The organism is Arthrobacter sp. Soil763, from assembly GCF_001428365.1.
GTDB lineage: Bacteria > Actinomycetota > Actinomycetes > Actinomycetales > Micrococcaceae > Arthrobacter.
This window is the reverse complement of sequence record NZ_LMSH01000001.1, coordinates 210015-234722: the sequence shown is the minus strand read 5'-3', so window position 1 is coordinate 234722 and position 24708 is coordinate 210015. Positions and strand designations below refer to the sequence as shown.

Annotated in this window: 23 protein-coding genes; 5 read left to right on the top strand and 18 right to left on the bottom strand. The window is 70.1% G+C overall.

Going from position 1 to position 24708, the window contains the following annotated elements:
• Window positions 1-6: 6 nt before the first annotated feature.
• The 12 genes from ASG71_RS01060 to ASG71_RS01005 form a co-directional block, all read right to left on the bottom strand.
• Window positions 7-1011 carry an alpha/beta hydrolase gene (locus ASG71_RS01060; protein WP_235563896.1) on the bottom strand — a complete coding sequence of 335 codons (1005 nt, stop codon included), beginning with the start codon at window positions 1009-1011 and terminating at the stop codon, window positions 7-9.
• Between the two features lie 27 nt (window positions 1012-1038).
• Window positions 1039-3783: a PEP/pyruvate-binding domain-containing protein gene (locus tag ASG71_RS01055; RefSeq protein WP_235563895.1), complete on the bottom strand. Its 2745-nt coding sequence runs from the start codon at window positions 3781-3783 to the stop codon at window positions 1039-1041.
• 10 nt (window positions 3784-3793) lie between these two features.
• On the bottom strand, window positions 3794-4108 hold the full coding sequence (locus tag ASG71_RS01050) for a hypothetical protein (RefSeq protein ID WP_056736238.1): 315 nt from the start codon (window positions 4106-4108) through the stop codon (window positions 3794-3796).
• 87 nt (window positions 4109-4195) lie between these two features.
• Window positions 4196-5251: a zinc-dependent alcohol dehydrogenase family protein gene (locus ASG71_RS01045; RefSeq protein ID WP_056736236.1), complete on the bottom strand. Its 1056-nt coding sequence runs from the start codon at window positions 5249-5251 to the stop codon at window positions 4196-4198.
• 69 nt (window positions 5252-5320) lie between these two features.
• The gene (locus tag ASG71_RS01040; protein ID WP_056736234.1) at window positions 5321-6124 is read right to left on the bottom strand and encodes an SDR family NAD(P)-dependent oxidoreductase; all 804 of its coding nucleotides are present in this window, start codon (window positions 6122-6124) and stop codon (window positions 5321-5323) included.
• Window positions 6125-6134: 10 nt separating this feature from the next.
• Window positions 6135-7718 carry a class I adenylate-forming enzyme family protein gene (locus tag ASG71_RS01035; protein ID WP_056736232.1) on the bottom strand — a complete coding sequence of 528 codons (1584 nt, stop codon included), beginning with the start codon at window positions 7716-7718 and terminating at the stop codon, window positions 6135-6137.
• On the bottom strand, window positions 7715-9016 hold the full coding sequence (locus ASG71_RS01030; protein WP_056736230.1) for an MFS transporter: 1302 nt from the start codon (window positions 9014-9016) through the stop codon (window positions 7715-7717). The genes ASG71_RS01035 and ASG71_RS01030 overlap by 4 nt, the downstream gene beginning before the upstream one ends.
• A 171-nt stretch (window positions 9017-9187) precedes the next feature.
• Entirely contained in the window at window positions 9188-10321 is a 1134-nt protein-coding gene (locus ASG71_RS01025; protein ID WP_157366139.1) for a PucR family transcriptional regulator, read from the bottom strand.
• 16 nt (window positions 10322-10337) lie between these two features.
• The gene (locus ASG71_RS01020; protein ID WP_056736225.1) at window positions 10338-10574 is read right to left on the bottom strand and encodes a hypothetical protein; all 237 of its coding nucleotides are present in this window, start codon (window positions 10572-10574) and stop codon (window positions 10338-10340) included.
• Window positions 10561-11745 (bottom strand): acetyl-CoA acetyltransferase, encoded by a 1185-nt coding sequence (locus ASG71_RS01015; RefSeq protein WP_056736224.1) that lies wholly within the window; start codon window positions 11743-11745, stop codon window positions 10561-10563. Before ASG71_RS01015 ends, ASG71_RS01020 begins: the two co-directional genes overlap by 14 nt.
• Complete coding sequence (locus ASG71_RS01010) at window positions 11742-12458, bottom strand: CoA transferase subunit B (RefSeq protein WP_056736222.1); 717 nt, start codon at window positions 12456-12458, stop codon at window positions 11742-11744. Before ASG71_RS01010 ends, ASG71_RS01015 begins: the two co-directional genes overlap by 4 nt.
• Window positions 12459-12501: 43 nt before the next feature.
• Window positions 12502-13245 carry a CoA transferase subunit A gene (locus ASG71_RS01005; protein WP_056736220.1) on the bottom strand — a complete coding sequence of 248 codons (744 nt, stop codon included), beginning with the start codon at window positions 13243-13245 and terminating at the stop codon, window positions 12502-12504.
• Window positions 13246-13475: 230 nt separating this feature from the next.
• On the opposite strand from ASG71_RS01005, the gene ASG71_RS01000 reads away from it, so the two are divergent.
• Window positions 13476-14249, top strand: a complete 774-nt coding sequence (locus ASG71_RS01000; protein WP_056736218.1) for an IclR family transcriptional regulator — start codon at window positions 13476-13478, stop codon at window positions 14247-14249.
• Between the two features lie 85 nt (window positions 14250-14334).
• On the opposite strand, the gene nadE is transcribed toward ASG71_RS01000, so the two are convergent.
• Entirely contained in the window at window positions 14335-15159 is an 825-nt protein-coding gene (gene nadE, locus ASG71_RS00995; protein ID WP_056736216.1) for an ammonia-dependent NAD(+) synthetase, read from the bottom strand.
• 318 nt (window positions 15160-15477) lie between these two features.
• Here nadE and ASG71_RS00990 point away from each other — a divergent pair, with 318 nt between their 5' ends.
• Window positions 15478-16731 (top strand): FAD-dependent oxidoreductase, encoded by a 1254-nt coding sequence (locus ASG71_RS00990; RefSeq protein ID WP_056736214.1) that lies wholly within the window; start codon window positions 15478-15480, stop codon window positions 16729-16731.
• A 78-nt stretch (window positions 16732-16809) separates the two neighbouring features.
• On the opposite strand, the gene ASG71_RS00985 is transcribed toward ASG71_RS00990, so the two are convergent.
• From ASG71_RS00985 to acsA, 5 genes are read right to left on the bottom strand one after another with little or no spacing between them, the layout of a single operon-like run.
• Window positions 16810-17052 (bottom strand): acyl carrier protein, encoded by a 243-nt coding sequence (locus ASG71_RS00985; RefSeq protein ID WP_056737157.1) that lies wholly within the window; start codon window positions 17050-17052, stop codon window positions 16810-16812.
• A gap of 47 nt (window positions 17053-17099) precedes the next feature.
• Complete coding sequence (locus ASG71_RS00980) at window positions 17100-18602, bottom strand: 2-oxo acid dehydrogenase subunit E2 (protein ID WP_056736212.1); 1503 nt, start codon at window positions 18600-18602, stop codon at window positions 17100-17102.
• On the bottom strand, window positions 18595-19575 hold the full coding sequence (locus ASG71_RS00975; protein WP_056736210.1) for an alpha-ketoacid dehydrogenase subunit beta: 981 nt from the start codon (window positions 19573-19575) through the stop codon (window positions 18595-18597). The genes ASG71_RS00980 and ASG71_RS00975 overlap by 8 nt, the downstream gene beginning before the upstream one ends.
• A complete protein-coding gene (gene pdhA / locus ASG71_RS00970; protein WP_056736206.1) occupies window positions 19572-20591 on the bottom strand; it encodes a pyruvate dehydrogenase (acetyl-transferring) E1 component subunit alpha in 1020 nt (339 codons plus the stop codon). The genes ASG71_RS00975 and pdhA overlap by 4 nt, the downstream gene beginning before the upstream one ends.
• Window positions 20588-22423 carry an acetate--CoA ligase gene (gene acsA, locus ASG71_RS00965; protein ID WP_056736204.1) on the bottom strand — a complete coding sequence of 612 codons (1836 nt, stop codon included), beginning with the start codon at window positions 22421-22423 and terminating at the stop codon, window positions 20588-20590. The genes pdhA and acsA overlap by 4 nt, the downstream gene beginning before the upstream one ends.
• 130 nt (window positions 22424-22553) lie before the next feature.
• On the opposite strand from acsA, the gene pyrE reads away from it, so the two are divergent.
• From pyrE to ASG71_RS00950, 3 genes are all read left to right on the top strand, one after another.
• Window positions 22554-23129, top strand: coding sequence for an orotate phosphoribosyltransferase (gene pyrE / locus ASG71_RS00960; protein ID WP_056736202.1), 576 nt, complete (start codon window positions 22554-22556; stop codon window positions 23127-23129).
• Between the two features lie 103 nt (window positions 23130-23232).
• On the top strand, window positions 23233-24000 hold the full coding sequence (locus ASG71_RS00955; protein ID WP_056736200.1) for a GAF and ANTAR domain-containing protein: 768 nt from the start codon (window positions 23233-23235) through the stop codon (window positions 23998-24000).
• A 95-nt stretch (window positions 24001-24095) separates the two neighbouring features.
• Complete coding sequence (locus tag ASG71_RS00950) at window positions 24096-24659, top strand: hypothetical protein (RefSeq protein WP_056736198.1); 564 nt, start codon at window positions 24096-24098, stop codon at window positions 24657-24659.
• Window positions 24660-24708 lie beyond the last annotated feature (49 nt).

The following is a 24708-nucleotide window of genomic DNA, read 5'->3' as shown; positions in this document are numbered from 1 at the left end:
CGGGCCCTAGGCTCCGGCGACGCGGCGGACGAAGGCCTGCAGCCGGCGGTAGACCTCCTGGGATTCCGGGTGGCGGGAGTCCTGCTGCCAGGTGTGTTCCGTGTTGGGTGCGTCCCAGCCGTAGATCAGGGTGTCGACGTGCACCCTGTGCCGCCGCAGGCGTTCGATGAAGTTCAGGTTCGCGGTGTAGAAAAAGTCGCGTTCCGAGGTGGACACGAAGACCGGCGGGAAGCGGGAATCGAGCCACTCAATCGGGGACAGGTACGCCGCGGCCGCGCGCAGCTGCGCGGCCCGGGACCGGCCGGCCGTGGGCAGCAGCATCCGGACGAAGTTCAGGCTCAGGACGAAACCTTTCTCGAAAAACACCGAGAAATCCGTGACGCTGCAGTGCTGCACCAGCCCGCGCAGGCTGGCGGCCGGGGTTGCCGGGACCAGCCCGTGGTGGCCGGAGAGCTCGGGATGGAAGCTGGCGGCGGCCAGCAGCGCCGCGATCTGCCCGCCGGCCGAGTCGCCGCCCAGGACGATGCGGCCGGGGTCCCCGCCGTAGCCGGCGATGTTGTCCCGGACCCAAGCCAGGGCCGCGTCGGCGTCCTGCAGCACATGGCCCATGTGGAAACGCGGTGCCCTGCGGTAGTTCACATTGACCGCCACCATTCCGCCAAGGGCCTGGCTGGCGCAGTACTTGGTCAGCGGTGCCTTGTCCCCGGAGGTCCAGCCGCCGCCGTGGAAGTAGACGTAAACCGGCAGGGCCCCGCCGCTCTCCGCCGCACCGGCCGGCGCGATCACGTCCAGGCGGTGCGCCCGGATCCCGTCGCCGACAAAGTCGATGTCGTGGAAGTAGTCGACGCCGGTGACGGGGTCGGCGTTGAAGCGGGCCTCCTCGCCGGGACCCAACGCACGCATCAGGGCCCGCCAGGCCCAGACCGGAACCCGGCGCAGGACCCCGCGCGCCCGGCGCGCCAGGCCGAACGCGAAGGAGGGTCGGGAGGAGGGCTGGAGCGCCTGGGTCATACCGCCATTCTATCTGGCACGGCCGTGCTATTTCGGTGAGGGCAGCCTGCCCTGCCCTGCTGGCGCCTCGTCGGGCAACACCCTGACGGTCCCGGCGGCCCCGTCCACGGTGACCCGTTGCCCGGTGCGGAGCCGCAACGTGGCTTCCGGCAGACCCACCACCGCCGGGATGCCGTACTCGCGGGCGACAACGGCGCCGTGGGAGATGACGCCGCCCATCTCCATGACCAGCGCTCCGGCGGTCATGAACAACGGGGTCCAGCCAGGGTCCGTCGACGGGGCCACGAGGATCTCGCCGGGCTCCAGCCGGGCCCCTACCGGGTCAAGGACCACCCGGACGGTCCCGGTCGCGGTCCCGGCCGAGGCAGGGGTGCCGGCCAAGGCGTCCGACGGCGGCGCCTTCGCCATCGCGGCGGCTTCGACGTCGGTTCCGTCGGAGAGCAGCAGGCGCGGGATCCGCCGCCGCCGCAGTTCGACGTCGTAGAGTCCGCGGCGTTCGGCGACGAGCGGCCGCAGCGACGCTCCGCGCAGGCCGATCCGGAGTTCCGCGAAGTCCAGGAAGAACACGTCGCCGGCGGCGGCGATGACGCCGGTGCGCTCCAGGTCGGCGCCGATCAGCAGGAGCTGGCGGTGCATTTCGCCCAGGATCTTCACGATGTAAAACTTGGGCAGCTCCCGCATCCCGGACAGCTCCCGGACCTGCCGGAGGGAGCGTTCCAGGAGCCGCGCGCGCCATTTCCCGCGGGCGGCCGCACGCTGCACCAGGCTGCGAATCCGTTCCTCCGCGTGCTCGGCGGCGCGGCGGAACTGCCGGTCCGGGGCCTGCTCGGGGTCTTCCACCCGCAGGTAGTTGGAGATCATTCCGAGGATGTGGTCCGGCTCCTCGGACCAGCGGGGCATGCCGAGGTCGATCTCGGCCACGGCGCGGTGGCCGTACCGGGCGAGGAACCGCCGGACTCCGGCCTGCGCCGGTTCCGGCAGCGTCCCGTCACGGTAGGCGGCGGCGAGGGCCGCGGGCTCCCGGGACAGGAACGCCTCCCGTGCGGCGGGCTCCGAGCCGATCTCGACTGCCAGCCGCCAGAGCTCCAGGTCCATCTCGGTGGTCACGTTGTGCGGCAGCCCGCGGAGCACCGCCTCCAGTTCCCGGGGCGCGGCGATGCCCCGCAACAGCCTCCGGGCGACGGCCAGCATGATGTAGCCGACGGACGGCCCGGCCAGGGTGGCCCGGATCAGGGCGTCGATGTTCCGGTCCACGACCCGCTCGACGAACTCCAGGCGTTGCTGCGCGGTGGCGGGCTCGGGCAGGCGCAGCTGCGCGTCGAGGCGTTTTCCGTAGCTCTCCGCCCGGCGGAGCTCGGCCGCGGGGCGCAGTGCCGCGGCTACCAGTCCGGGCAGCAGGCCCAGCATCATGGCCACGCTGGCGCCGGTTTCGCTGCCGCGGGCGCTGCGCGCCTGCCGGGACGCAGGGGATGGTTTGCGGGCCGGCTTCCGCCCCGGCCCCCGGGCGCCCCGGGCGCCCCGGGGAGCGGCAAAGCGCGGATCGGCCAGCAGTTCCGGGAACACGGCGGCGGACCGGCCGTCCGCCAGCGGGAGCACGCGGATCAGGTACCGGCGTCCCCACGTGCTGCGCAGGATGGCGGTCACGTCCACATACATCCGCAAGCCGGGATTGACGTAGCTCCAGGGCCCCCTGCGGTTCCGCATCACACCCATCGCGGCCAGCCCGATCGGCGTGATTGGCCGGGTGAGGCCCTGGAACAGCGTCCCGCACATGTACACCCGGGGACCGGCGTCGGGGTCCGGGTTGAGCGCGGACGGGTCGGCCGAGAGCGGGTCCTCCAGCGGATACAGCGTGGTGATGGGCCGGGACTGCGTCAGCCACGCCTTGCCCGCGGCGTCAATGGCCCACTCGATGTCCTGCGGGGTCCCGAAAAGCTGCTGCACGGCGCTGCCCAGCACGGTCAGGTCCGCCAGCTCACGGACGGAAATGCTCCAGTCCGCCCCGGGGCCGGCAGATCCCCGCTCCCGGTGCAGGATCCGGGCCGTGGCGGTGTCAAGCGTGAACTGGTCGGGGTTCACCGCACCGGAGACGACTGCCTGCCCGGCCCCGCGGCTGGCGTTGATCACCGTCTGGGTCCGGGTGCCGGTCAGCGGGTTGGCGGTGAAGAGTACGCCGGCGCTGGCGGCGTCGACCATACGCTGGATGACGACGGCGAGGGTGACGCTGCGGTGGCTGATGCCGTTGGCGGAGCGGTAGGCCACCGCGCGGTCGCTCCACAGCGACGCCCAGCAGCGGCGGACGGCGTCGAGGACCGCGTCGGCGCCGGCGACGTCCAGGAACGAGTCCTGCTGTCCGGCGAAGCTGGCGAAGGGCAGGTCCTCCGCGGTGGCCGAGGAGCGCACCGCGACGGCGGCCTCCCGGCCCAGGGCGGTGCAGGCAACGCGCACCGCATCCTCGACGGCGGCGGGAACCGGCGCGGCCAGGATCAGCTGGCGGGCGCGCTCGGCCAGCTGCTCCGGTCGCTCAGGGCTTTCCGCCCCGTCGAGCCGGGCGGCCAGCTCGGCCAGGCCCGGCGGGACCGCCAGCAAGTAGGCGGCGGTGGTGAGGCAGAAGCCGCGGGGGACCGGGAAGCCGGCCGCGGTGAGCCGGCCCAGGTTCAGGGCCTTGCCGCCCACCAGCCCCAGCGGCGTCGTGCGGCGCCCGTCCAGTTCCAGCAGGAGGGGTGCGGTGGCAGCGGGGTCCGGCGGCGGGCCGTCCGGCTCGGTGCGCACGGTCCGGAGCCTAGGCGGCCGGACCGTCGCCGGCGTCCTCCCAGAGGACGTCGAGGTTGCGGAACACCGGCGGAGCATCGCAGAGCGCTGCCATGCGGGCCGCGAACTCGGAGGTTTCCGGCCGGCCGGAGTTCTCCATGGCGGACTCGTAGGAGTCGAACTCCACGATGGTGTAATAGCTGCCGGGCCGGTCACGGTCGGCCGTGGCGAGGATCCGGCGGAAGGTCGGGGCGGTGTCCCCGTCGGTCCGCGACGGCCTGCCGAGCGCCTCGATCTCCTCGATGCGGGAGGACTGGAATTCGATGATCTGCACAAACCTGGCCATGACGGCTCCTTGACGGCTGCGGGTGCTGATGCGGCTCACGCTAGACCCGCCCGGTCCGGCAGTGCAAGGGCACACCGGCCCTGCCGGTCAGGGCGTCAGCAGCACCTTGATGGCGCGCCGTTCGTCCATGGCCCGGTAGGCTTCGGCGGCATCCTCCAGCGGCATGACGACGTCGAAGACCCGGCCGGGATTGATGCTGCCGTCGAGCACGTCGGCGAGCAGTTCGGGGATGTACGTGCGGGCCGGGGCCATCCCGCCGCCCACCGAGATGTTGGTGTCAAAGAGGTAGCGCAGCGGGACGCCGCCGCCGCCGGTGGGGACGCCGACGAACCCGAGCGCGCCGCCGGGCCGGACGCTGTGCAGCGCCTGCTCCATCGACTCGGCAGTGCCGACGCATTCAAGCACGGAGTCTGCCAGCACCCCGCCGAGGAGCTCGCGGACCTTGGCGACGCCGTCCTCGCCGCGCTCCTCGACGATGTCCGTGGCACCGAATTCCCGGGCGATCGACTGGCGGTCCGCGTGCCGGGACATGGCGATGATCCGTTCCGCGCCGAGCCGACGAGCCGCCAGGACCCCGCACAGGCCCACGGCGCCGTCGCCCACCACGACGACGCTCCGGCCTGGACCGACCTTCGCGGCCAGCGCGGCGTGGTGGCCGGTGGCCATGACATCGGAAAGGGTCAGCAGGCTGGCGCGCAGCGCGTCGTCGGGCTCGGTGACGCCCGGAACCTTGACCAGGGTCGCGTCGGCGAGCGGCACCCGCACCGCCTGCCCCTGGGCCCCGTCGATCGGCAGCCCGGCGTCGTCCTTGCCGCCCCAGCCGGCCAGGCGGTCGCAGGCGACGGTGACGCCGTTGCGGCACTGCGGGCACTCGCCGCAGCTGACCACGAACGGTGCGATCACCAGGTCGCCCACGGCCAGTCCGGTGACGGCCTCGCCGATGCTCTCGACAATGCCGATGAACTCGTGGCCGATGGCGCGCGGCTCGTGCGTGGGCCGCACGCCGCGGTAGGGCCACAGGTCCGAGCCGCAGACGCAGGCGGCCGTGACCTTTACGACGGCGTCGGTGGGCTGCTGCACGGTGGGATAGTCGCGGTCTTCGACCCGGATATCGCCGGGGCCGTGGATGATGGTGGCGCGCATGGGGACTCCTCGCCTGATGCTGAATGGAATGGAATCGAGTCTAGTCCCGGGCGCTGACCCCGCGTTGGTTTAGAAGCCCAGCGAAATGCCGCCGTCGACCCGCAGCTCGATACCGGTGATGTAGGCGGATTCCTCGCTGGCGAGGAAGACCGCCGCGTTCGCTACGTCCCAGGCCGTGCCCATGTGCCCCATGGGCACCTGCGCGTGCCGCTTCTTCAGCATTTCCTCACGTTGTCCGGCCGCGTAGGCGCCGGCCAGCTCGGCGGATTCGGTGACAAACGGTGTTTCCATCAGGCCCGGGAGGATGGCGTTGATCCGGACGTGCTTCGCCGCGTACTCCGCCGCCGTCGTGCGGGTGAGGTGGTTCAGCGCCGCCTTGGAGGAGTAGTAGGTGGAGTAGGGCACTCCGGTCCAGCGGATGCCCGCCAGCGACGAGATGTTGATGATGGAACCGCCGCCCTGGGCGACCATGTGCGGGATGACGTGCTTCATGGTGAGGAAGGGACCTTTGAGGTTGATGGCGTGGACCCTGTCCCACTCGGCCTCGTCCAGTTCCACCACGCCGCCCACCTTGGCGATGCCGACGTTGTTGTCGAGGATATCGATCCGGCCGAATTCCTCGATGACGGACGCCACGGCGCGGCCGACGGCGGCGGAGTCCGTGACGTCGAAGGCCAGATGCCGGGCCTGGCCGCCCTCGGCCGTGATCAGGTTTTCGGTCTCCTTGGCTGCGGCCTCGTTGACGTCGGTGCACACGACGGTGGCTCCTTCGCGGGCGAAGGCGATGGCCGTTGCCTTGCCGTTGCCCATGCCCGGGGCGCTGGAGCCGGCCCCCACCACGAGGGCGATCTTTCCCTGCAGTCGATTCGTCATTGCTGTTCTCCTAGATTCTTGATGTTTCGTTGCGCCAAAAGGTTTCGCGGATGTTCTTTTTCAGGACCTTCCCGTTGACGCTGCGCGGCAGGGCCGGCACCAGCTGCACGGTCTTTGGCGCCCTGACGCTGCCAAGTTCCTGCTTGCACAGGGCAATGATTTCCGCCTCCGTGACGGCGCAGCCCTCATTGAGTTCGACGACGGCGGTGACCGCTTCGCCCCAGTCGGGGTGCGGGGAGCCGACCACGGCGCAGTCGCGCACCGCCGGGTGGCCCCAGATGACCTGCTCGACTTCGCTGGGGTAGACGTTGAAGCCGCCGGAGATGATCAGGTCCCGCCGCCGGTCGGTGAGGTGCAGGTAGCCCTCCTGGTCGAAAAAACCGATGTCGCCGGTGTGCAGCCAGCCGTCCTGCAGGGCCTGGGCAGTCTGTGCCGGATTCTTGTAGTACCCCTTCATGACCAGGTCGCCGCGGACGCAGATCTCGCCGGGCGTTCCGGCGGGAAGGGCGCGGCCGTCGTCGTCGCGGATCTCCACCTGGACCAGCGGGTACGGCCGCCCGCAGGAGGAGAGCCGGGAATCGGGGGCGATTTCACCCGCGACGAAGTGCTCGTCCGGGCGCAGGAACGTCACCGAGGCGGGCGCCTCCATCTGTCCGTAGAGTTCCATCATCACCGGTCCGATCGCGGTCAGCGCCTGGCGCAGCTTCTCGACCGACATGGGTGCCGCGCCGTAAATCAGGTAGTGCAGCGAGGAGAGGTCCCTCGGTTGCTCCTTCAGTACTTCCAGGAGCCGGTAGATCACCGTGGGGGGCAGGAACAGGTCGGTCACCGCATACTTCTCGATGGCGTCGAGGACGGCGTGCGGGTGGGCCCTGGGAAGCACTACCACCGTCCCGCCGCGCGCCGTCGCGGCGAGGCTCAGCAGACCCGCTGTGTGGGTCATGGGTGCCGCGGCAAGATTCACCACCGCGTCTTCGGAGCCGTAATGGGCCGCCATCATCAGGTGCGTCACGAAGGCTGACAGGCTGCGGTTCGTGTTCATTACGCCTTTGGGCAAGCCCGTGGTGCCGCCGGTCGGGGCCAGCGAGACCACGTCGTCCGGGAAATTCTCGACGGCGGGTTTTGTCGCCGGCTGGGCGGCAACCCACTCGCTGAAGGGAACCGCTCCGGACACCGGAGCGGCACCTGCGTCGGCTCCGGGGCCCTCGCCGAAGCGGACCCACTGCCGGACAGCCGGCAGCCGGTCCTGCAGCTTCAGCACGGCGTCGTCGAGGCCGGCGTGGAAGATCACCAGTTCGGCGTCGAAGCCGGCCAGCAGCTGCGCCGTTTCGCCTGCTGGGCTCGCCGGGTTGGCCGGGATCCAGGTAAGCCCGGAGCGCCAGATTCCGAGCACGCAGATCCAGGCAAGGGGGTCGTTCGGTGAGAGCACAGCGACTTTGGCCTCGGGCGAGAGTCCCGCGTCCAGCAGCGCATTGGCGATCCGGCAGGAGAGTTCACCGGCTTCGGTGAAGGTGTAGGTGGTGTTCTCCTGGACATAGGCCACCCCGTCCGGGTGGCAGTTCCAGCCGCGGTCGAAGAATCCAATCGCGCTCACTGGGGCAGCCCCGTCTTGTAGCTTTCCTTGATCCGCAGGAAGACCACCGTGGTGATCGCGGCGAGGATGGTCAGGTACCAGCCGAAGGCGTCGATCATCTTGGCGTCGGCCAGCCAGGTCGCCACGTACGGGCCGGTGCCGCCAACCAGCGCCACGCCCAGGGCGTAGGGCAGCCCGATGCCGGCCGCTCGGATGCGTGCGGGAAAGAGCTCGCACATCACGGCCGAGGTGATGGACGTGTAGCAGGCCAGCAGCGTCAGCGCGGCCATCTGGACCAGCAGCAGCGACAGGAAGCTGTTCTGCAGTGCGTTGAGCAGGGGAATGGTCAGCAGCGTGAAGCCGCCGCCAAACGCCAGCAGCAGCGGCTTGCGGCCGATCCGGTCCGAGAGGATGCCCATCAGCGGCTGCAGGATGGCGAAGTACGTCAGCGAAATCAGGCCGACGAAGAGCGCGTTCTTCATGTCAAAGCCGACGGTGAGGTGCGCGTAGGTGGGCAGGTAGGAGGAGAAGACGTAGAAGAACAGTGTCGGTGCGGCGTTGATGGCAAACACCAGCAGGCATTCCTTCGGGTGCGTGCGGATGAACTCAAACGCCGAAGGCCGCGCGGCCTTGGCGCTCGCCGGCGTCGACGGGTCGCCGTCGTCCGGGACCGTGAGAGTCTCTTCGGCGAAGCGCCGGATGAACAGCCCGGCCACCGCTCCGAGCGTCCCGATGGCGAACGGGATCCGCCAGCCCCACTCGTGCATCGCCGCGTCCGGCAGCACCGCGACGAGCAACGCCACGGAAGCGATCGCCACCACGTTCCCGAGCGTTGCGCCGATGTAAAGGAAGCTCGAGAAGAAGCCGCGGCGACCTTCCGGGGCCGACTCCACCAGGAAGGTGGAGGAGGCGGCAAATTCGCCGCCGGTGGACAGGCCCTGCAGGAGCCGGGCCAGCACCAGCAGGACCGGGGACAGCACTCCGACCTGATCGTATGTCGGGGCGACGGCGACCAGCAGGCTGCCCACGCCCATCAGCATGACGGTCGCGGTCAGCGCCTTCTTTCGGCCGAGGCGGTCTGCCACCATGCCGCCGAGCAGGCCGCCGAGCGGCCGCATGAAGAAGCCGACGGCGAAGATTGCCATGGCGCTGAGCAGCGGGACGACGGGATCGCCGGTCTTGGGGAAGAACTGGCTGGAGAAGTACAGCGCCAGCATGGAATAGACGTACCAGTCGAACCATTCGACGATGTTGCCGACCGTGGCGGCCGCGAGTTGGCGGGTCCTGCTGACGGGCGGTGCTGCGGTGATAACGCTCATCCGGTGACTCCCAGATCCGATGGGTCCGGACGAGGGGTGCCGCATCGTCCGGGCCCGACGGGGCGCAGGAATCAGCAGTTCGTCCGGCTGTGATGCAGACCACGTTACGGAGGCGCCCCGGCCCCGAACATGGAGCCAGCTCAAAGGGATTCGATGGGCCGTTGTGGATTTCTACAACAGGGTGCCGCCTGCGGCGGCGGCCCGGTCCTGACAGCCTTCGAAGGCCCAGCACAGCTCCACGAGGGTCTCTGTGGCGTCGAGCCGCGCGCCGGTGAGCTGCTCAAACTTCTGCAGCCGGTAACGCAGCGTGTTCTCGTGGACGGACAGGGCCTTGGCGGCGGCTGAGATCCGGCGGTCGTTGGCGAGGTAGTGGCGGACGGAGTCCAGCACGATCAGGCCGAACTCGGCGTCGTCGGCGAATGGCGCAAGATAGCGCCGGTGCAGGACCTCGGTGACGTCCGGGTCGCCGGCCGCCGTCCGCCAGGTCAGATCTTCAAGGCTGAACGAGCCGCCGTGCGGACGCCGCCAGGCAGCAGCGAAGATCCGGTCCGCGACGGCGTCGGACCGAGCCAGCTCCGCCAACGTGCGCTCCGGCCCCACGGCGACCGTCGCGGCCAGGCCGTCGCCGCGGGGTTTGGCCGTCACGAAGCCGACGACGTCGCCGGCGATGACGGTGAGCACGCCGTCGCCGCCGGGCAGCGGCGCCACCAGCGCGCTGAGCAGCTCATCCGGGGAGGTCCCGCCGTGCGGGCGGGCCCGCAGGGCTCGGAACTCCCGGCACGGATCGATCCCGAAGTCGGCGGAACGGGACACCAGTTCCGCACCGGTCAGTGTTCCGGCCAGCACCGCGCGCAGATATCCCTGGCGCAGCTCATGGTCCCGCACCGCTCGCTGGACACTGATTTCCCGGTAGGAGTCGACCAGTGCGGCGGTGTAGGAGTCGCTGACGCCCCAGAGCACACGGTGGGCTGCAAGGACCTCGCGGTCGCCGAGCCGCAGCTCCTGGGCGACGTCGATGAAGCGGTCTTGGATCACCGCCATCGACAGGCGGTAGCCGCGCATCACATCCTCGATCCGCATGCCCTGGTGGAACCGGACCTGCGCCACCCTCGCCTCCAGCGTGAGCTGTGAGGACTCCGGCACGATTCCGGATTTCACGGCCTGGATCGCCATCCGCAGGTTTTGTTCGACGGAGGAGCTGATGTCTGCCTCCGCCACGCTGCGGTATCCGGCCACCTCGGTGACGCAGCGCTCCACGCTGCGGGCTTTCAGGTACTGCAGGTCCCGGAACAGCAGATCAGCCACGTGTTCGATGCTGGACTCAGGCACGGGGCGCGTCACACCAGACCTGGGTTCCGTCGGCCTTGTGCAGCATGACGCGCTCGGACGTGGCCCGGTACCGCACCCAGAGAATCTTCCCGTCCGGTGTGGCGAGTTCCACGGTGGCGCCGACCGGGGCGCGGCCCGGCCGGCGCACCGTGACGGGTGCACCGGCGGGCAGGCCGAGCCAGTTGGTGGCCCAGACCAGTTCGGCGGGCTCGGACTCAGACGGCTTCAAGCACGCTGACATAGTTCGCAATGCCGACGCCGCCCATGTTCTGCACCGCGGCGCGCCGCGGGGCCGCGAGCTGCATGTCCCCGGCGGTGCCGGTGAGCTGCATCGCGGCGATGACGTGCTGCGAAACTCCGGTGGCGCCGACCGGGTGGCCCTTGGCCTTGAGCCCGCCGGAGGCGTTGATCGGCAGCTTGCCGTCCTTGAAGACCCAGCCCTCCTTGACCGCCCGGGCGCCCTGCCCCGGTTCGGTCAGGCCGATCGCCTCATACATCAGCAGTTCTGCGATCGTGAAGCAGTCGTGGACCTCGGCGAAGTCCAGGTCCTCCAGCCCGACGCCGGCCATGCCCAAAGCCCGCTGCCAGGACGCGCGGGTCGCGGCGAAGGCGGTGGGGTCGCGGCGGTGGGTCGGGAAGAAGTCGTTCGCCTGGCCGAACCCGGCCAGGCGGACCGGGGCGGTGGCGCCGTCGGTGGGCGCGACGGACAGCACGACGGCGGCGGCGCCGTCGGAGACCGGGGAGCAGTCGGTGCGCCGCAGCGGGTCGGCGACCATCGGGTTCTTGTCCGAGACCGTCTGGCAGAACTCTTCGCCGAGGTCCTTGCGGAGCTGGGCGTAGGGGTTGTCCACACCGTTCCGGTGGTTCTTCGCCGCGATCGTGCCGAGCACGTCCGAGACAGGGCCGTAGCGCTTCTCGTAGTGCTTGGCCACCTCGGCGAAGAGGCCGGTGAAGCCGGTGCTGGAGGGCTTGCCGGCCATGTCGTAGTCGGCGCCGAGCAGGGCCGCGCCCACGACGTCGGCCCCGGCCTGGGTCATCTTTTCGGCGCCGATCACCAGGACGGTCTTGGCCGTACCGGCCAGCAGCGACTTGGTGCCCTGCTGGAAGGCGGCGGAGCCGGAGGCGCACGCGTTCTCGACCCGGGTCGAGGGCACGTTGGCGAGCTGCTCGGAGACCTGCAGCGCCAGCGAGGACGGGAACGCCAGCGGCATCATGCCGGAGTTGAACTGGCCGACGTAGATTTCGTCGATTTGGCCGGGTTCGATCCCGGCGTTGCCGATCGCCTCGGTGGCGACCTGCACGATCAGGGACTCCAGGGTCTCGTCCGTGAGCTTGCCGAACCGGCTGTGGCCCCAGCCGGTGAGCAGGACGTCCTTGCCGAACTGGTCCTTGAGGCTCATGCCGTGGCTCCTTCCAGGCTGTCGGACTGCGAGTCTGCGGTGCCGGTTGCTTCGAGGGAGGGGTCGACGTCGAACTCCGCCTCCGTCTTTTCGCGGATTTCCGCCACGGTGACGCCGGGGGCGAGCCGGGTGAGCGTGAGCCGCCGGTGGCCCGTTCCGTCCTCGGGTTTCACGAGGTCGAACACCGCCAGGTCGCTGATGATGCGGTCCACGCAGCTCAGACCGGTCAGCGGCAGGCTGCATTCCTTGACGATCTTCGCGGTGCCGTCCTTGGCGTTGTGTTCGGTGAGGACCACGACGCGCGGGGTGCCGGCCACGAGGTCCATGGCGCCGCCCATGCCCTTGACCATCTTGCCCGGGATGGTCCAGTTGGCCAGGTCGCCGGCGCCGGAGACCTGCATGGCGCCGAGGATCGCGACCTTGACGTGGCCGCCGCGGATCATGCCGAAGGAGGTGGCGGAGTCGAAGATGCTGCCGCCGGGCAGGACCGTGACGGTCTGCTTGCCGGCGTTGATCAGGTCCGCGTCCTCCTCGCCCTCATAGGGGAAGGGGCCCATGCCGAGCAGGCCGTTCTCGCTCTGCAGCACCACGCGCACGCCCTCGCGCAGGTTGTTGGCGACGAGCGTCGGGATGCCGATGCCGAGGTTGACGTAGTCGCCGTCGTTGAGTTCTTCGGCCGCGATGGCGGCCATTTCATTGCGGGTCCAAGCCATGATGATTCTCCTGAAAAGTAAGGGTGGTGGCGCTCAGGCCTGGTCAGACGGCGACGGCGGCGGCTGTTTCGGACGCCTCGGATGCTTCGGCGCGGGGCCGGACGGTGCGCTGTTCGATGTCCTTGACCCGGTCGCTGGCCTGGACCAGCCGCTGGACGAAGACGCCGGGGGTGACGATGTGGTTCGGGTCCAGGTCCCCGGGTTCGACGATCACTTCGGCTTCGGCAACCGTGACGGCCCCGGCCGTGGCTACCACCGGGTTGAAGTTCTGTGCGGTGTAGCGGTAGATGAGGTTGCCGTCGGTGTCGGCGGTGTGCGCGTGGACCAGCGCGACGTCGGCCTTGATGGCGCGCTCCTGGACGTACGTTTCGCCGTCGAACTCCGCCAGCGGCTTGCCTTCGGCGACGAGGGTGCCGACGCCGGTCTTGGTGTAGAACGCCGGGATACCGGCGCCGCCGGCGCGCAGCCGCTCGGCGAGGGTGCCCTGCGGGGTGAACTCGACCTCGAGCTTGCCGGCGAGGTACTGCTCGGCGAAGAGCTTGTTTTCGCCCACATAGGATGCAATGACCTTGCGGACCTGGCCCGCCTCGATCAGTACGCCAAGGCCCTTGCCGTCCACGCCCATGTTGTTGGAAACGACGGTCAGGTCCTTGACGCCGGAGTCCCGCACGGCCTCGATCAGGTCCGCGGGGATGCCGCTGAGGCCGAACCCGCCCACCGCGAGCGTCATACCGTCCCGCAACACGTCCTGCAGCGCAGCTGTCGCGCCGGATTTCACCTTTGACATATGGATCTCCTCATTGAGCCGTGAAGTCTCCGGCAGGTGCGGCCTGGCCGCGGTGCCGGCATCCACTTTGTGGACTGTCTGCCTGAAGAAGGAGCCTATGGTGTGGCGTGGAGCACTGTCAACGCGGAAATCAATGGATATCCGGGCTGTTTTTACAGTGTGGACGTGACACGTCATACCGTCCATAATGTGGATACAACGATTGATTTAGCCGTCCGATAGGAGCCCAGATGACGTCTGCCCCGGTTCAGGGAGCCCAGGTGGTGAGCCGGGCGGCGGCCCTGCTGAGGATCGTCGGGCGCAAGCCGGAAGGCTCCCCGCTGGTGGAGCTGGTCCGCGAATCCGGCCTCACCCGGCCCACCGCGCACCGGCTGTTGACCTCCCTGGCTGCCGAAGGACTGCTCGACCAGGATCCCGGAAGCGGCAACTGGGTCCTGGGCCCGGAAATCCTGCTGATGGGATCGGTAGCCTCGGCGCGCTTCCCGCTTGAGGACATCGCCCGGCCCAGCCTGCGCCGCCTTGCGGAGGAGACCGGCGAGAGCGCCTTCTTCTCCATCCGCCGCGGCGCCGAGACGGTGTGCCTGCTCCGCGAGGAGGGCAGTTTCCCGGTGCGGTCCTTCGTGCTGCATGAGGGGGTCCGCTTTCCCCTCGGCGTGGCCTCAGCCGGTACCGCCATCATGGCTTTCCTGCCCGACGCCGAACAGGAGGAACTGCTCGCGGGCTGGGCCGCCCACGCCGGCACTTTCGCCGCCGCGCACACCGCGGACGTGGTCCGCGCCAACCTCGAAGCGACCCGGCAGGCAGGCTACTCGGTCAACCCCGGGCTGGTGCTCGAAGGCAGTTGGGGGATGGGTGCCGCCGTGTTCGACCAGCGCGGCCGGCCCGCCTGGGCACTGTCCCTGACCGGCATTGAACCCCGTTTCCGCGCAGACCGCCGGGATACCCTGGGCCGGCTGCTGATGGAAGAAGCGCACCGGATCTCCCTGCAGCTGCAGGGCGCCTGAGCCGTCAGGGCGGCCGGGCAGCCGACCCGGCCGTCCGCCGGCATCTCGTTTGCAGCCGCCGGGCCGTCCGACCACTAGGGGCGGGTTACTGCTTCCACCAGGTGTCGAAAATGGTGACCGGGACCGTGCGCTTGTGCCGGGTCCGCAGGTACTTCTGCTCGATCGACTCGGCCGCGGCCTCGGGGATTTCGCGGCCCTCAAGGTAGTCGTCGATCGTGTCGTAGCTCAGGCCGAGTTCGTCCTCGTCGGTGCGGCCGGGCTGGCCGTCGAGCAGGTCCGCCGTCGGCACCTTCTCCCAAACCCGGGCCGGCGCGCCGAGCTCGGCAAGCAGGGCCCGGTTCTGGCGCTTGTTCAGGCCAAACAGCGGCAGGATGTCCGCGCCGCCGTCGCCGTACTTGGTGAAGAACCCGGTGACGGACTCGGCTCCGTGATCGGTGCCGATGACCAGGTAGTTGTGCTCGCCGGCCAGGGCGTACTGGGCGATCATGCGGGTCCGGGCCTTGGTGTTGCCCTTGTGGAAATCGGAGATTCCGTTGCCGACCGTCTTCTCGAATTCGTCCTCGAAACCGTCCACGGCGGCGGAGATGTTGAAGGTCCATTCGGTCTTGGCGCGGATGAAGTCCAGCGCGGCCTGGGCGTCGGCCTCGTCGTGCTGCACGCCGTACGGCAGCCGCACCGCCACGAAATTCGCCTCAATGCCCTCGGCGTCGAGCTCCTCGACAGCCAGCTGGGCCAGCCGCCCGGCCAGCGAGGAATCGAGGCCGCCGGAGATCCCCAGGACGAAACCCTTGGTGTGGCTGGCCTTCAGGTAGTCCTTCAGGAACGTGACGCGTTTGCGCACCTCCTCGGCAGGATCGATCCGGGGCTGGACGCCCATTTCGTCAATGATCTTCGCCTGGAGTTCACGCATGCCTCAAAGCCTAGCCAGCGGTGTCAATCAGGCTCAACTGTTGCCCCCCCTTGCCCGGTGGGCTCGGCCGGTGATCGGCTTCGGCTTCGGCTTCGGCTTCAGCGCGGCTCCGGAGTCGGATTGCGCGGCGCTAACGGATCTACGCTGCCGTTCCGGACAGGCGCGGCCCGGGCCCGGGGTGCGCCAGTCCGCACCGGCAGCCTTTGTCCGGAACGGGTGCGCCTGTCCGGAGCGGCGCCTGTCCTAACCGGCAGCCCACGTCCGGAACGGCCGCGCAAACCCCTCCCGCGGCATGGCCGGCAGGCGTAGCGTTAGGCCATGGAGAAGACCGGATGCGTGGTGGTGGGCGGCGGCCCGGCCGGGCTGATGCTGGGCCTCTTGCTGGCCCGGGCCGGGGTTCAGGTGACCGTGCTGGAGAAGCACGCAGACTTCCTGCGCGACTTCCGCGGCGACACGGTCCACCCGTCGACCATCCGGCTCATTGACGAACTCGGCCTCGGGCAGGAGTTCCGGCGGCTGCCGCAGAGCCGGCTGCAAAGCGTCGTCTTTCCGGTTCCCGGCGGCCGTCCGGTCACCATGGGCGACTTCGACGCGCTGCGTCCGCCCTACAACTACATCGCCATGATGCCGCAGTGGGATTTCCTGAACTTCCTGGCCGCCGCTGCCGCAGAGGAACCGGGATTCACCCTCTTGATGAGCCACACGGTCACCGGGCTGGTCCGCGACGGCGGCCGGGTCCGGGGGATCCGCTTCCGAACCCCTGACGGCAGCGAGGACGCACTGGAGGCTGACCTGGTGGTGGCCACGGACGGCCGCCATTCCTTACTTCGTGACGCGGCCGGGCTGGCGCCCAAGGAGTACCCGGTGCCGTTCGACACCTGGTGGTTCCGGCTGCCCCGGCACCAGGCCGAAACCGGTCCGGTGGCCGGGCTGATTCCGGCGTTCGGTCCCGGGGAAGCGCTGGTCGCCCTGAGCCGCACAGACTACTACCAGATGGGCTATCTCGCCCCGAAGAACGCCGGCGCGAGGATCAGGGCTGAGGGCGTCGAGGGATTCCGGCGCCGGATCGCGGCGCTCCGCCCCGATCTCGCCGACCGGATGGACGCCATCGGTTCCCTCGAGGACCTGCACTGGCTCGACGTCCGGCTGGATCGGCTTCTGTCGTGGCACATTAACGGCCTGCTGTGCATCGGCGACGCCGCTCACGCGATGTCCCCGGCGGGCGGCGTCGGCATCAACCTCGCCATCCAGGACGCGGCGGCGACGGCGGCCATCCTGGCCCCCGCCCTGCTCCGGGGCCGGGTCGCCCCGGCGGACCTGCGCCGCGTCGAACGACGCCGGCGGTTTCCCACCGTCGTCGTGCAGACGGGCCAGCGGCTGATGCACCGGGCCGTCTTCGGCCCGATCATGGCCGGCAAACGCTCCAGGTTTCCCGCCGCAGCGCTCTTCCTGGCCCGGAACGTGCCGGCGGTCCGCAGCATCATCCCGCGGTTCATCGCCTTCGGCCCGCGGCCCGAGCACGCCCCGGCCTTCGCCCGCCGCGCCGAGCCCAGGCCGCAGCCGCAACCCTGAGCGCGGCACTGACCCGGCGGTTGCCCGAGACGGTCCTGCTGGACCCCGATAACGGCAGTTATGGAGCAGGAATGCGGCTCAGCCGTGGGCGGCGAGGTAGTTGACCAGTCCGTCCACGGTGGCCACGGCCGGGTAGTCCCGCTCCGGTATGTCTACCCCGGTGGCGGTGTCGATGGTCTGCACCAGTCGCAGGAAGTCCAGCGAGTCGAGTTCCAGATCCTGGCGGAGCCGGGCCCCGCCGTCGACATCGTCCAGGTCCACATCCGGGGCGACCTTGCCGAGCGCGGCCCGGACCGCCGCGCGGGCGTCCTGTTCGTTCATGGTGTCTCCGTCCTTCGGGTCGGCCGGTTCCGCAGCCCGGCTGGTCGTCACAGGTCTTCGGGTTTTTGCAGCAGCTCGTCAATCCGTGCCAGGAAGCGGGCGCCGCGCAGGCCGTCGCTGACCCGGTGGTCGGCGGAGAGCGTGGCGACGACGGCGGGCCGGACGCCCAGCATGCCGTTCTCCGCCCAGGGCTGGTCCAGCACGCGGCCGAAGCCGACCATCGCCACCTGCGGCGGGTAGATCACCCCGAAGACACTGTCCACGCCCAGGTCGCCGAGGTTCGTCACGGTCAGGGTGGGGTCCGCCATCTCCGCGCGCTGCAGCCGTCCCGCCCGCGCCCGGCCGACCAGGTCGCGCAGCTGCTCCATCAGCTCATCAACGGGCAGTGTCTGGGCGTTGTGGAGCGCTGGGGCGACCAGCCCGCCCCGACGCAGAGCCACGGCGACGCCGAGGTGGACCGTTGCGCTGGGCCGGTGCGCGCCGTCCTCGTAGAAACCGTTGATTTCGGGGACGTCCATGGCCGCGAGGGCCGTGGCCTTGAGCAGGAGCGCCGACGGGACCAGCCGGGCCGCCACCGGCCGCTGGGCGTTGACCGACTGCATCCAGCCGACGGCCGCGCGCAGATCCAGGGTAGTGCTGAGGTAATAGTGCGGGATGGTCTTTTTCGAACGGGACATCAGTGACCCGATGGCGCGGCGCAAGCTGGCGACGCGGCCGGCGGCTTCCGGCGGCGTCCCCGCCGTCTCCGCGGGCGAGGGGGAGGGTGCAGCCGCCTCGGCAGGAAACGGGACCGCAGCAGGGCCGGCCGCTTCCGCCGGGGGTGGGACTTCCCGCCGGGCGCTTGCCGGGGGAGTGGCCTCCGCCTGCCGGGCTGCGGCCTGCTGCACATCCGTCACGGTCACCGCGCCCTCCGGCCCCGTGCCGGAGAGCGCGGAAAGTTCGATGCCAAGGTCCGCGGCGAGCCGCCTGGCCCGGGGGGATGAGCGCACCCGCGCCACCGGCCGGGCAGCAGCGGCATGCTCCACGTCGGCGCGGGTCACCGCGCCGCCCCGGCCGGTGCCGTGGATCCGCCCGGTGTCGACGCCGAGGCGGTGCGCAAGGTGCCGGACCGGCGGCGCGACGGGGGGAGCTGCCGCAGACGCGCTGGGTGGAGGGGCTTCCGGCGCCGCCTCTCGGGCCTCCGAAGCAGGCGCCCCGGCTACCGTGGCCGGGCCCGCAGCCGGCTTCTCCGCGGCCGGAGCGGGTGCCTCACCCAACGCTGCCGGAGTGGCTGGCCGCGGCAGGGGCGCTTCTCCCGGGGCCCCCACCTCGGCCGGGGTCGCGGTGATCCGGGCCAGCGGCGTCCCCACCGGTACCGTCTCGCCGATGTCCACCAGCAGGTCCGCCACCACGCCTTCCTGGAAGGACTCGACGTCCATCACGGTCTTGTCTGTGTCCACGACGGCCACGAGGTCTCCGCGGCGGACGTAGTCGCCAGGTTTGACCAGCCACTCGACGATCTTCCCGTGTTCCATGTCCGCGCCCAGGGAGGGCATCAGGAAATCACCCACCCGCTCCGACCGCCTCCCGGGCCGCCTCGACCACCCGGGCGGCGGAGGGGAGCGCGGCCAGTTCGAGGTGCTTGGAGTACGGGATCGGCACCTCGGCGCTGCAGACCCGGCCCACCGGTGCGTCCAGCTCGAAGAACAGCCGTTCGCTGATCCGGGCGCTGATTTCGGCGGAAATGCTGCCGCTGCGCCAGCCCTCGTCGACCACCACGGCACGGTGCGTTTTGGCCACCGACGCGAGGATGGTTGCGTCGTCGAGCGGCCGCAGGCTGCGCAGGTCCAGCACCTCGGCGTCGATGCCCTCGCCGGCGAGCTGTTCGGCGGCCTCGAGGGTGAGTGGGAGCGTCCCGCCGTAGGTGATCAGCGTGACGGCCGTGCCGGGCCGGCGGATGGCGGCGCTGGTGATGTCCACCGCGCCGGCGTCCTCGGCCAGCTCTCCCGGGACGTTGTAGAGCGAGCCGTGTTCGAAGATCAGGACCGGGTCCGGGTCCTCCAGGGCCGTCCACAGCATCCCTCGTGCATCCTCGAGGGTGGCGGGGGCCAGGATCCGCAGCCCCGGGATGTGCGCGTACCAGCCCTCCAGGCTGTGCGAATGTTGGGCGCCGAGCTGGCGGCCGGCTCCGGTGGTCGTCCGGACCACGAGCGGCACGTGGAACTGGCCGCCGGACATGTGCAGCAGCGACGCGGCGTTGTTCACGAGCTGGTCGAGGGCCAGCAGGCTGAAGTTCACGGTCATGATTTCCACGATCGGGCGCATCCCGCCGAGCGCGGCACCGATTCCGGCGCCCACGAACCCGGACTCGGACAGCGGCGTGTCCCTGATACGTTCCGGGCCGAACTCCTCAAGCAGGCCCAGGCTGACCGCAAAGGAACCGCCGTAGGCGCCGACGTCCTCGCCCATCAGGAAGACCCGGTCGTCGCGCTGCAGCGCGTCGCGGATCCCTGCCCGCAGCGCTTCCCGGTAGCTGGATTTCATGGCCGGGACCCGCCGTCGTGCGAGCCCGGCTCGCTGTAGACGAACCGCGTCAGGTCCGCGAGCGGTTCGGGCGTGCCGGCCTCCGCGAAATCGACGCCGGCCGCGACCTCGGCATCGGCGTCGGACTGCAGCCGGCGCCATTCCGGCTCCGGCAGGTGGCCCGCGGACTCAAGGGCGGTCCGCAGCAGGGTGATGGGATCGCGCTCCAGCCAGCGCGCCACCTCTTCCTTTTCCCGGTACCGCTCCGGGTCGAACATCGAGTGCGCGCGGAACCGGTAGGTGCGCAGTTCCAGGAAGTGCGGTCCGCCGCCGGACCGGACCGCGTCCACCGCCCGGCGGGCAGCCTCCTCGACGGCCAGCACGTCCATCCCGTCCACGGCCCAGGCCGAGATCTCGTAGCCGGCGGCCTTCAACGCGATGTCCGTCTGCGATTCGGACCGGCCCAGCGCGGTGCCCATCGCGTAGAGGTTGTTCTCGCAGCAGAACAGCACCGGCAGCTGCCACAGGGCGGCGAGGTTGAGGCTCTCGTGGAACTCGCCTTCGGCGACTGCCCCCTCGCCGAAGAAACAGGCGGTGACGCGGTTGCGGCCGGCCATCTTGTCCGCCAGCGCCATGCCGACGGCGAGCGGCAGGCCTCCGGCGACGATGGCGTTCCCGCCGAAGAAACGGGTGGCGGCGTCGAAGAGGTGCATGGATCCGCCCCTGCCGCGGCAGCAGCCTTCCACGAGGCCGTACATTTCGGCCAGGATCGCCCCGGCGGACACGCCGCGGAGCAGCGCGTGGCCGTGCTCCCGGTAGGTGGCGACGACGGCGTCGTCCGGGCCGAGCGTCCCCAGTACCCCGGCGGCCACGGCCTCCTCACCGATGTAGACGTGCAGGAAGCCGCGGATCTTGGCGGCGCTGTAGAGCTCGACGCATTTTTCCTCGAGCCGGCGCACGCGCAGCATCTGCAGCAGCAGGTGCCGTCCGTGCGCAGGGTCCAGCGGTTGCGGCGGTGGGGCCAGCGGGCCGCTCATTCCGGCGTCCCAGGCTGGGGCGCCGTGCCCGGCGGGGACTCGATGGTGGAGGTGTCGCCTTCCGGAAGGCCCAGTTCCCGGGCCTTCAGCAGCCGCCGCAGGATTTTCCCGCTCCGGGTCTTGGGCAGTGCCGTGGTGAAGTCCAGCAGCCGCGGCGCCACCGCGGGCCCCAGCCGTTTGCGGGCGAACCCGATGATGTCCAGCTGCAGTTCCTCGGACGGCTCCCAGCCCGGCCGCAGCTCCACGAACGCCTTGACCACCTCGCCGGCTACCGGGTCCGGGACACCGATCACCCCGGCCTCCGCCACTGCCTCGTGCTCCATCAGCGAGCTCTCCACCTCGAACGGGCCGATCAGGTGCCCCGAGGATTTGATGACGTCGTCGCCCCGGCCGACGAACCAGTAATAGCCGTCGGCGTCGCGCTTGGCGAGGTCGCCGGTGAGGTACCAGCCGCCGGCGAAGCACTTGCGGTAGCGCTCCTCCTCGTGCAGGTAGCCGCGGAACATCGAGGGCCAGCCCGGCCGCAGCGCGAGCTCGCCCATGGTGTCCGGCGCGGTGACCAGCACTGCCTGCCCGTCCCGGACCACGGGTTTGTCCTGCTCGTCGCGGGCCACCAGGGCGGCGTCGATGCCGGGCAGCGGCCGGCCCATGGAACCGGGCCGGATCTCGGTGGCGGCGAAGTTGGAGACCATGATGCCGCCGGTTTCGGTCTGCCACCAGTTGTCATGCACCGGCTGGCCAAAGGCCTCCTGGCCCCACACCACCACCTCCGGGTTGAGCGGTTCGCCCACGCTGGCGACGAAGCGCAGGGCGGACAGGTCGTGGCCCGCGGCCCGCTCCGCCCCGGCCTTCATCAGCATCCGCAGGGCGGTGGGCGCGGTGTACCAGACGCTGACGCGCTGCCCGGCGAGGATCCGGTACCAGCGGTCCGCGTCCATCTCCTCCTCATCCACGATGCTGGTCACGCCGTGGCTGAGCGGGGCGAGCACGCCGTACGAGGTTCCGGTCACCCAGCCCGGGTCGGCGGTGCACCAGTAGATGTCCTCCGGATGCAGGTCCAGCGCGAACGTTCCGGTCGCGTGGTGGGCGGTGATGGCGTCGTGCACGTGGATGGCGCCCTTGGGTGTCCCGGTGGTCCCGGACGTGAAGTGCAGCAGGGCCATGTCCGAGGGCTGCGTCGCGGCGATCTCCGAATCCGGCGGCGCCGCGCGCAGGAGGGCGGCGAGGTCCAGGGTTCCCGGCTCCGGGTCGCCGTCGGCGTCGGTCAGCAGCACGTGCCGGAGCTCGGGGAGCGAGCCACGGAGCGGGGCGACTTTCCGCCGGTAGAGCGCCCGGGTGGTGACCAGCGCTCGGCCCGTTCCGAGCTGCAGGCGCTGCCGGACCGGCTCCGGCCCGAATGCTGAGAACAGGGGGCAGAAGACGCTCGCGTTCTTGAATGTTCCGAGCATCGCGAGGTACAGGGCCGGGCTGCGGCCCGCGAGGGAAAACACGCGGTCACCGCGGCCGACACCTAGGCTGCGCAGCACGGCGGCGAACCGGCTGCTCTGCTCCGCCAGCTGGGCGTAGCTCAGCGCATGCGTGGTCCCGTCGGCCCGGACGAAGCGCAGCGCTTCGCGGCCGCCGTGCCCCGCGGCGACGTGCCGATCGGCAGCCTCATAGCCGATGTTCAGACCCCGGCCGGACGGAAGGCCGGTGAGTTCGCGGCGGGCGTCCTCCCACGAAAAGGCGGCGCGTGCCGCCTCGTAGTCCACCAGGTTGGGCCGGACCCGGAAGCTGCCCGGATCCTTGCGGATGACCGGCCAGCGTGTGGAAGGTTCGGTTCCTGCCGTCATGGTTCCATCGGACGCCCGGCCGCGCCGGCTGCCCAGTGCCGGAAGTCCCGTGCGGGAGGGCGCAGGGCCGCGGTTGTCATCCTGAGCGCGCTCGCGGATCGTGGCCCGCCCAACCACTAAACTGGGTCGCATGACTGCCACCCCCGCCTCAGCCGCTGCCGCCCGCGCCCGCCTCCTGGACCTGATCAAGGAACTGGCCGTCGTGCGCGGCAAGGTCATCCTCTCCAGCGGCGCCGAAGCCGACTACTACATCGACCTGCGCCGAATCACCCTGCACCACGAGGCCTCCAAGCTGGTGGGTCAGGTCATGCTCTCGCTGATGGACGACGCCGGGATCGACTTCGAGTGCGCCGGCGGGCTGACAATGGGCGCGGACCCGGTAGGTACCGCCGTCATGCACGCCGCCGTCGACGCCGGCCGCCCGGTGGATGCGTTCGTCGTCCGCAAGGCGCAGAAGTCCTACGGCATGGGCCGGCAGGTGGAGGGCCCTTCGGTCGAAGGCCGCCGGGTCCTCGTCCTCGAAGACACCTCCACGACCGGCGGGTCCGCGCTCGCCGCCGTCGAGGGCGTCCGCAAGGCCGGCGGCAACGTGGTGGCCGTCGCCGTGATCGTGGACCGGGACACCGGGGCCAAGGAAAAGATCGAAGCCGAAGCCGGCGTCCCGTACCTCTTCGCCTTCGGCAAGGATGAACTCGGCCTGAGCTAGGCAGTTCACCGGGGGCGGAACCGTGTGGACGGTGCTTTTGGGGTGACTTATTATTTTTTTGACACCCCCAGCCGGTGTCCCCGCACCGGAGGAGAAAAGCGACATGCTCCCGCCCCAGGACTACCCGGATTCCGCCAGTTCCGTGGACCAGATCCAGAACCTCATCCTCGACAGCGCTGACTTCGAGGAGTTCCTCAACGAGCTGGCCCGTTTTTCGGCGCAGCAGCTGGCCGGCGACGGCGACGAAGTGCTGTGCGGGATCACCCTGCTGCGGGACCGCAAAGCGGCGACCATCGGCTGGAGCAGCGAGTCCGCCCGGAAAGTCGATGAGATCCAGTACCGCCTGGCCCAGGGACCGTGCCTGACGGCGGCCCTCGAGGAACGTGAAGTCTACGTTCCCGACCTGTTCGACGAGGACCGCTGGGGCCCCGACTACGCCGAGGCCGTGGCCGCCCACGGACTGCGCTCGGTGCTCTCGTTGCCGTTCCACCTGCAGGGCGAAGCCCAGGCGGCGCTGAACCTCTACTCGACCGCACCGCGCAAGTTCGACGGCGAGGTTGCGGCGCGGGCCCGGGACTTCACCCGGGAGATTTCCCAGGCGCTGCGCATGGCCGTGCGCTTTTCGCTGCATACGGACAGCGCCACGAACCTGCGCGCCACGTTGGAATCCCGCACGGTGATCGACATGGCAATCGGCATCGTCATGGCGCAGAACCGCTGCAGCCAGGAAACAGCGGTGCGGATCCTGACGGATGCCTCGAGCCACGGCAACGTCAAGCTGCGCGACATCGCCACCTCGCTGGTGGAATCCGTGGGCGGTTCGGCCACCCGCACCCATTTCCAGGAACCGGGACGGCAGGCCACCGGTTAGGGTGCCCGCAAGCGGGTGGCTTGTGCCCACCCCGATGGGCAGTTAGGCTGAGTGCGGTTGAGCCGTCGGCCATGGATCCTTTCTAAGGAGTATCTGTGGAGCAATCTCTTAATGCCCAGGCCAAGCTCGATGTCAGTTCCGATGTAATCCGGATCGACGTCCGGGGCAGCCTCAGCCAACAAACCCGTCCCGCCCTCGTGCAGCTCATTCAGCGTGCCCGCCGCATGGGCATGACGTCCCACATCCGGGTGGACCTTGCCAACGCCGAATACATCGAGTCGTCCGCCCTGGCGGGACTGCGCCACGACCTGAATTCGGTCGACCTTTCCGCCCTGGACGTGCAGTTCCACGCGGTCAGCCGCGCAACGCAGCCGGTCGCGGCCGGGGTCTCGCTCGAATTGATGGCGTACGGCGACGACTTCGGGCGGGTTTTCGAACCGGTGGACCTCGCCGGGGATTTCGTGGCCTCTATCGATTCGTCCGGAACCGGTCCGTTGACCCGCTATTCCGACGACGAATTGCTGGCTGCGAGCGACTGCGTCTTCGGCAAGCTGGACGACCCGCGGGGCGGCGCCAAGTCCGAACTGCTGGCCCGCTATGACGACATCAGCCTGGAGCTGAACCGGCGCGAACACGGCCGCGAGCCCGAGCCGGTCTAGGCCCCCGCCTGCCCGATTCTGTTGCGCGCCTGCCGGTGACTACGGTAGA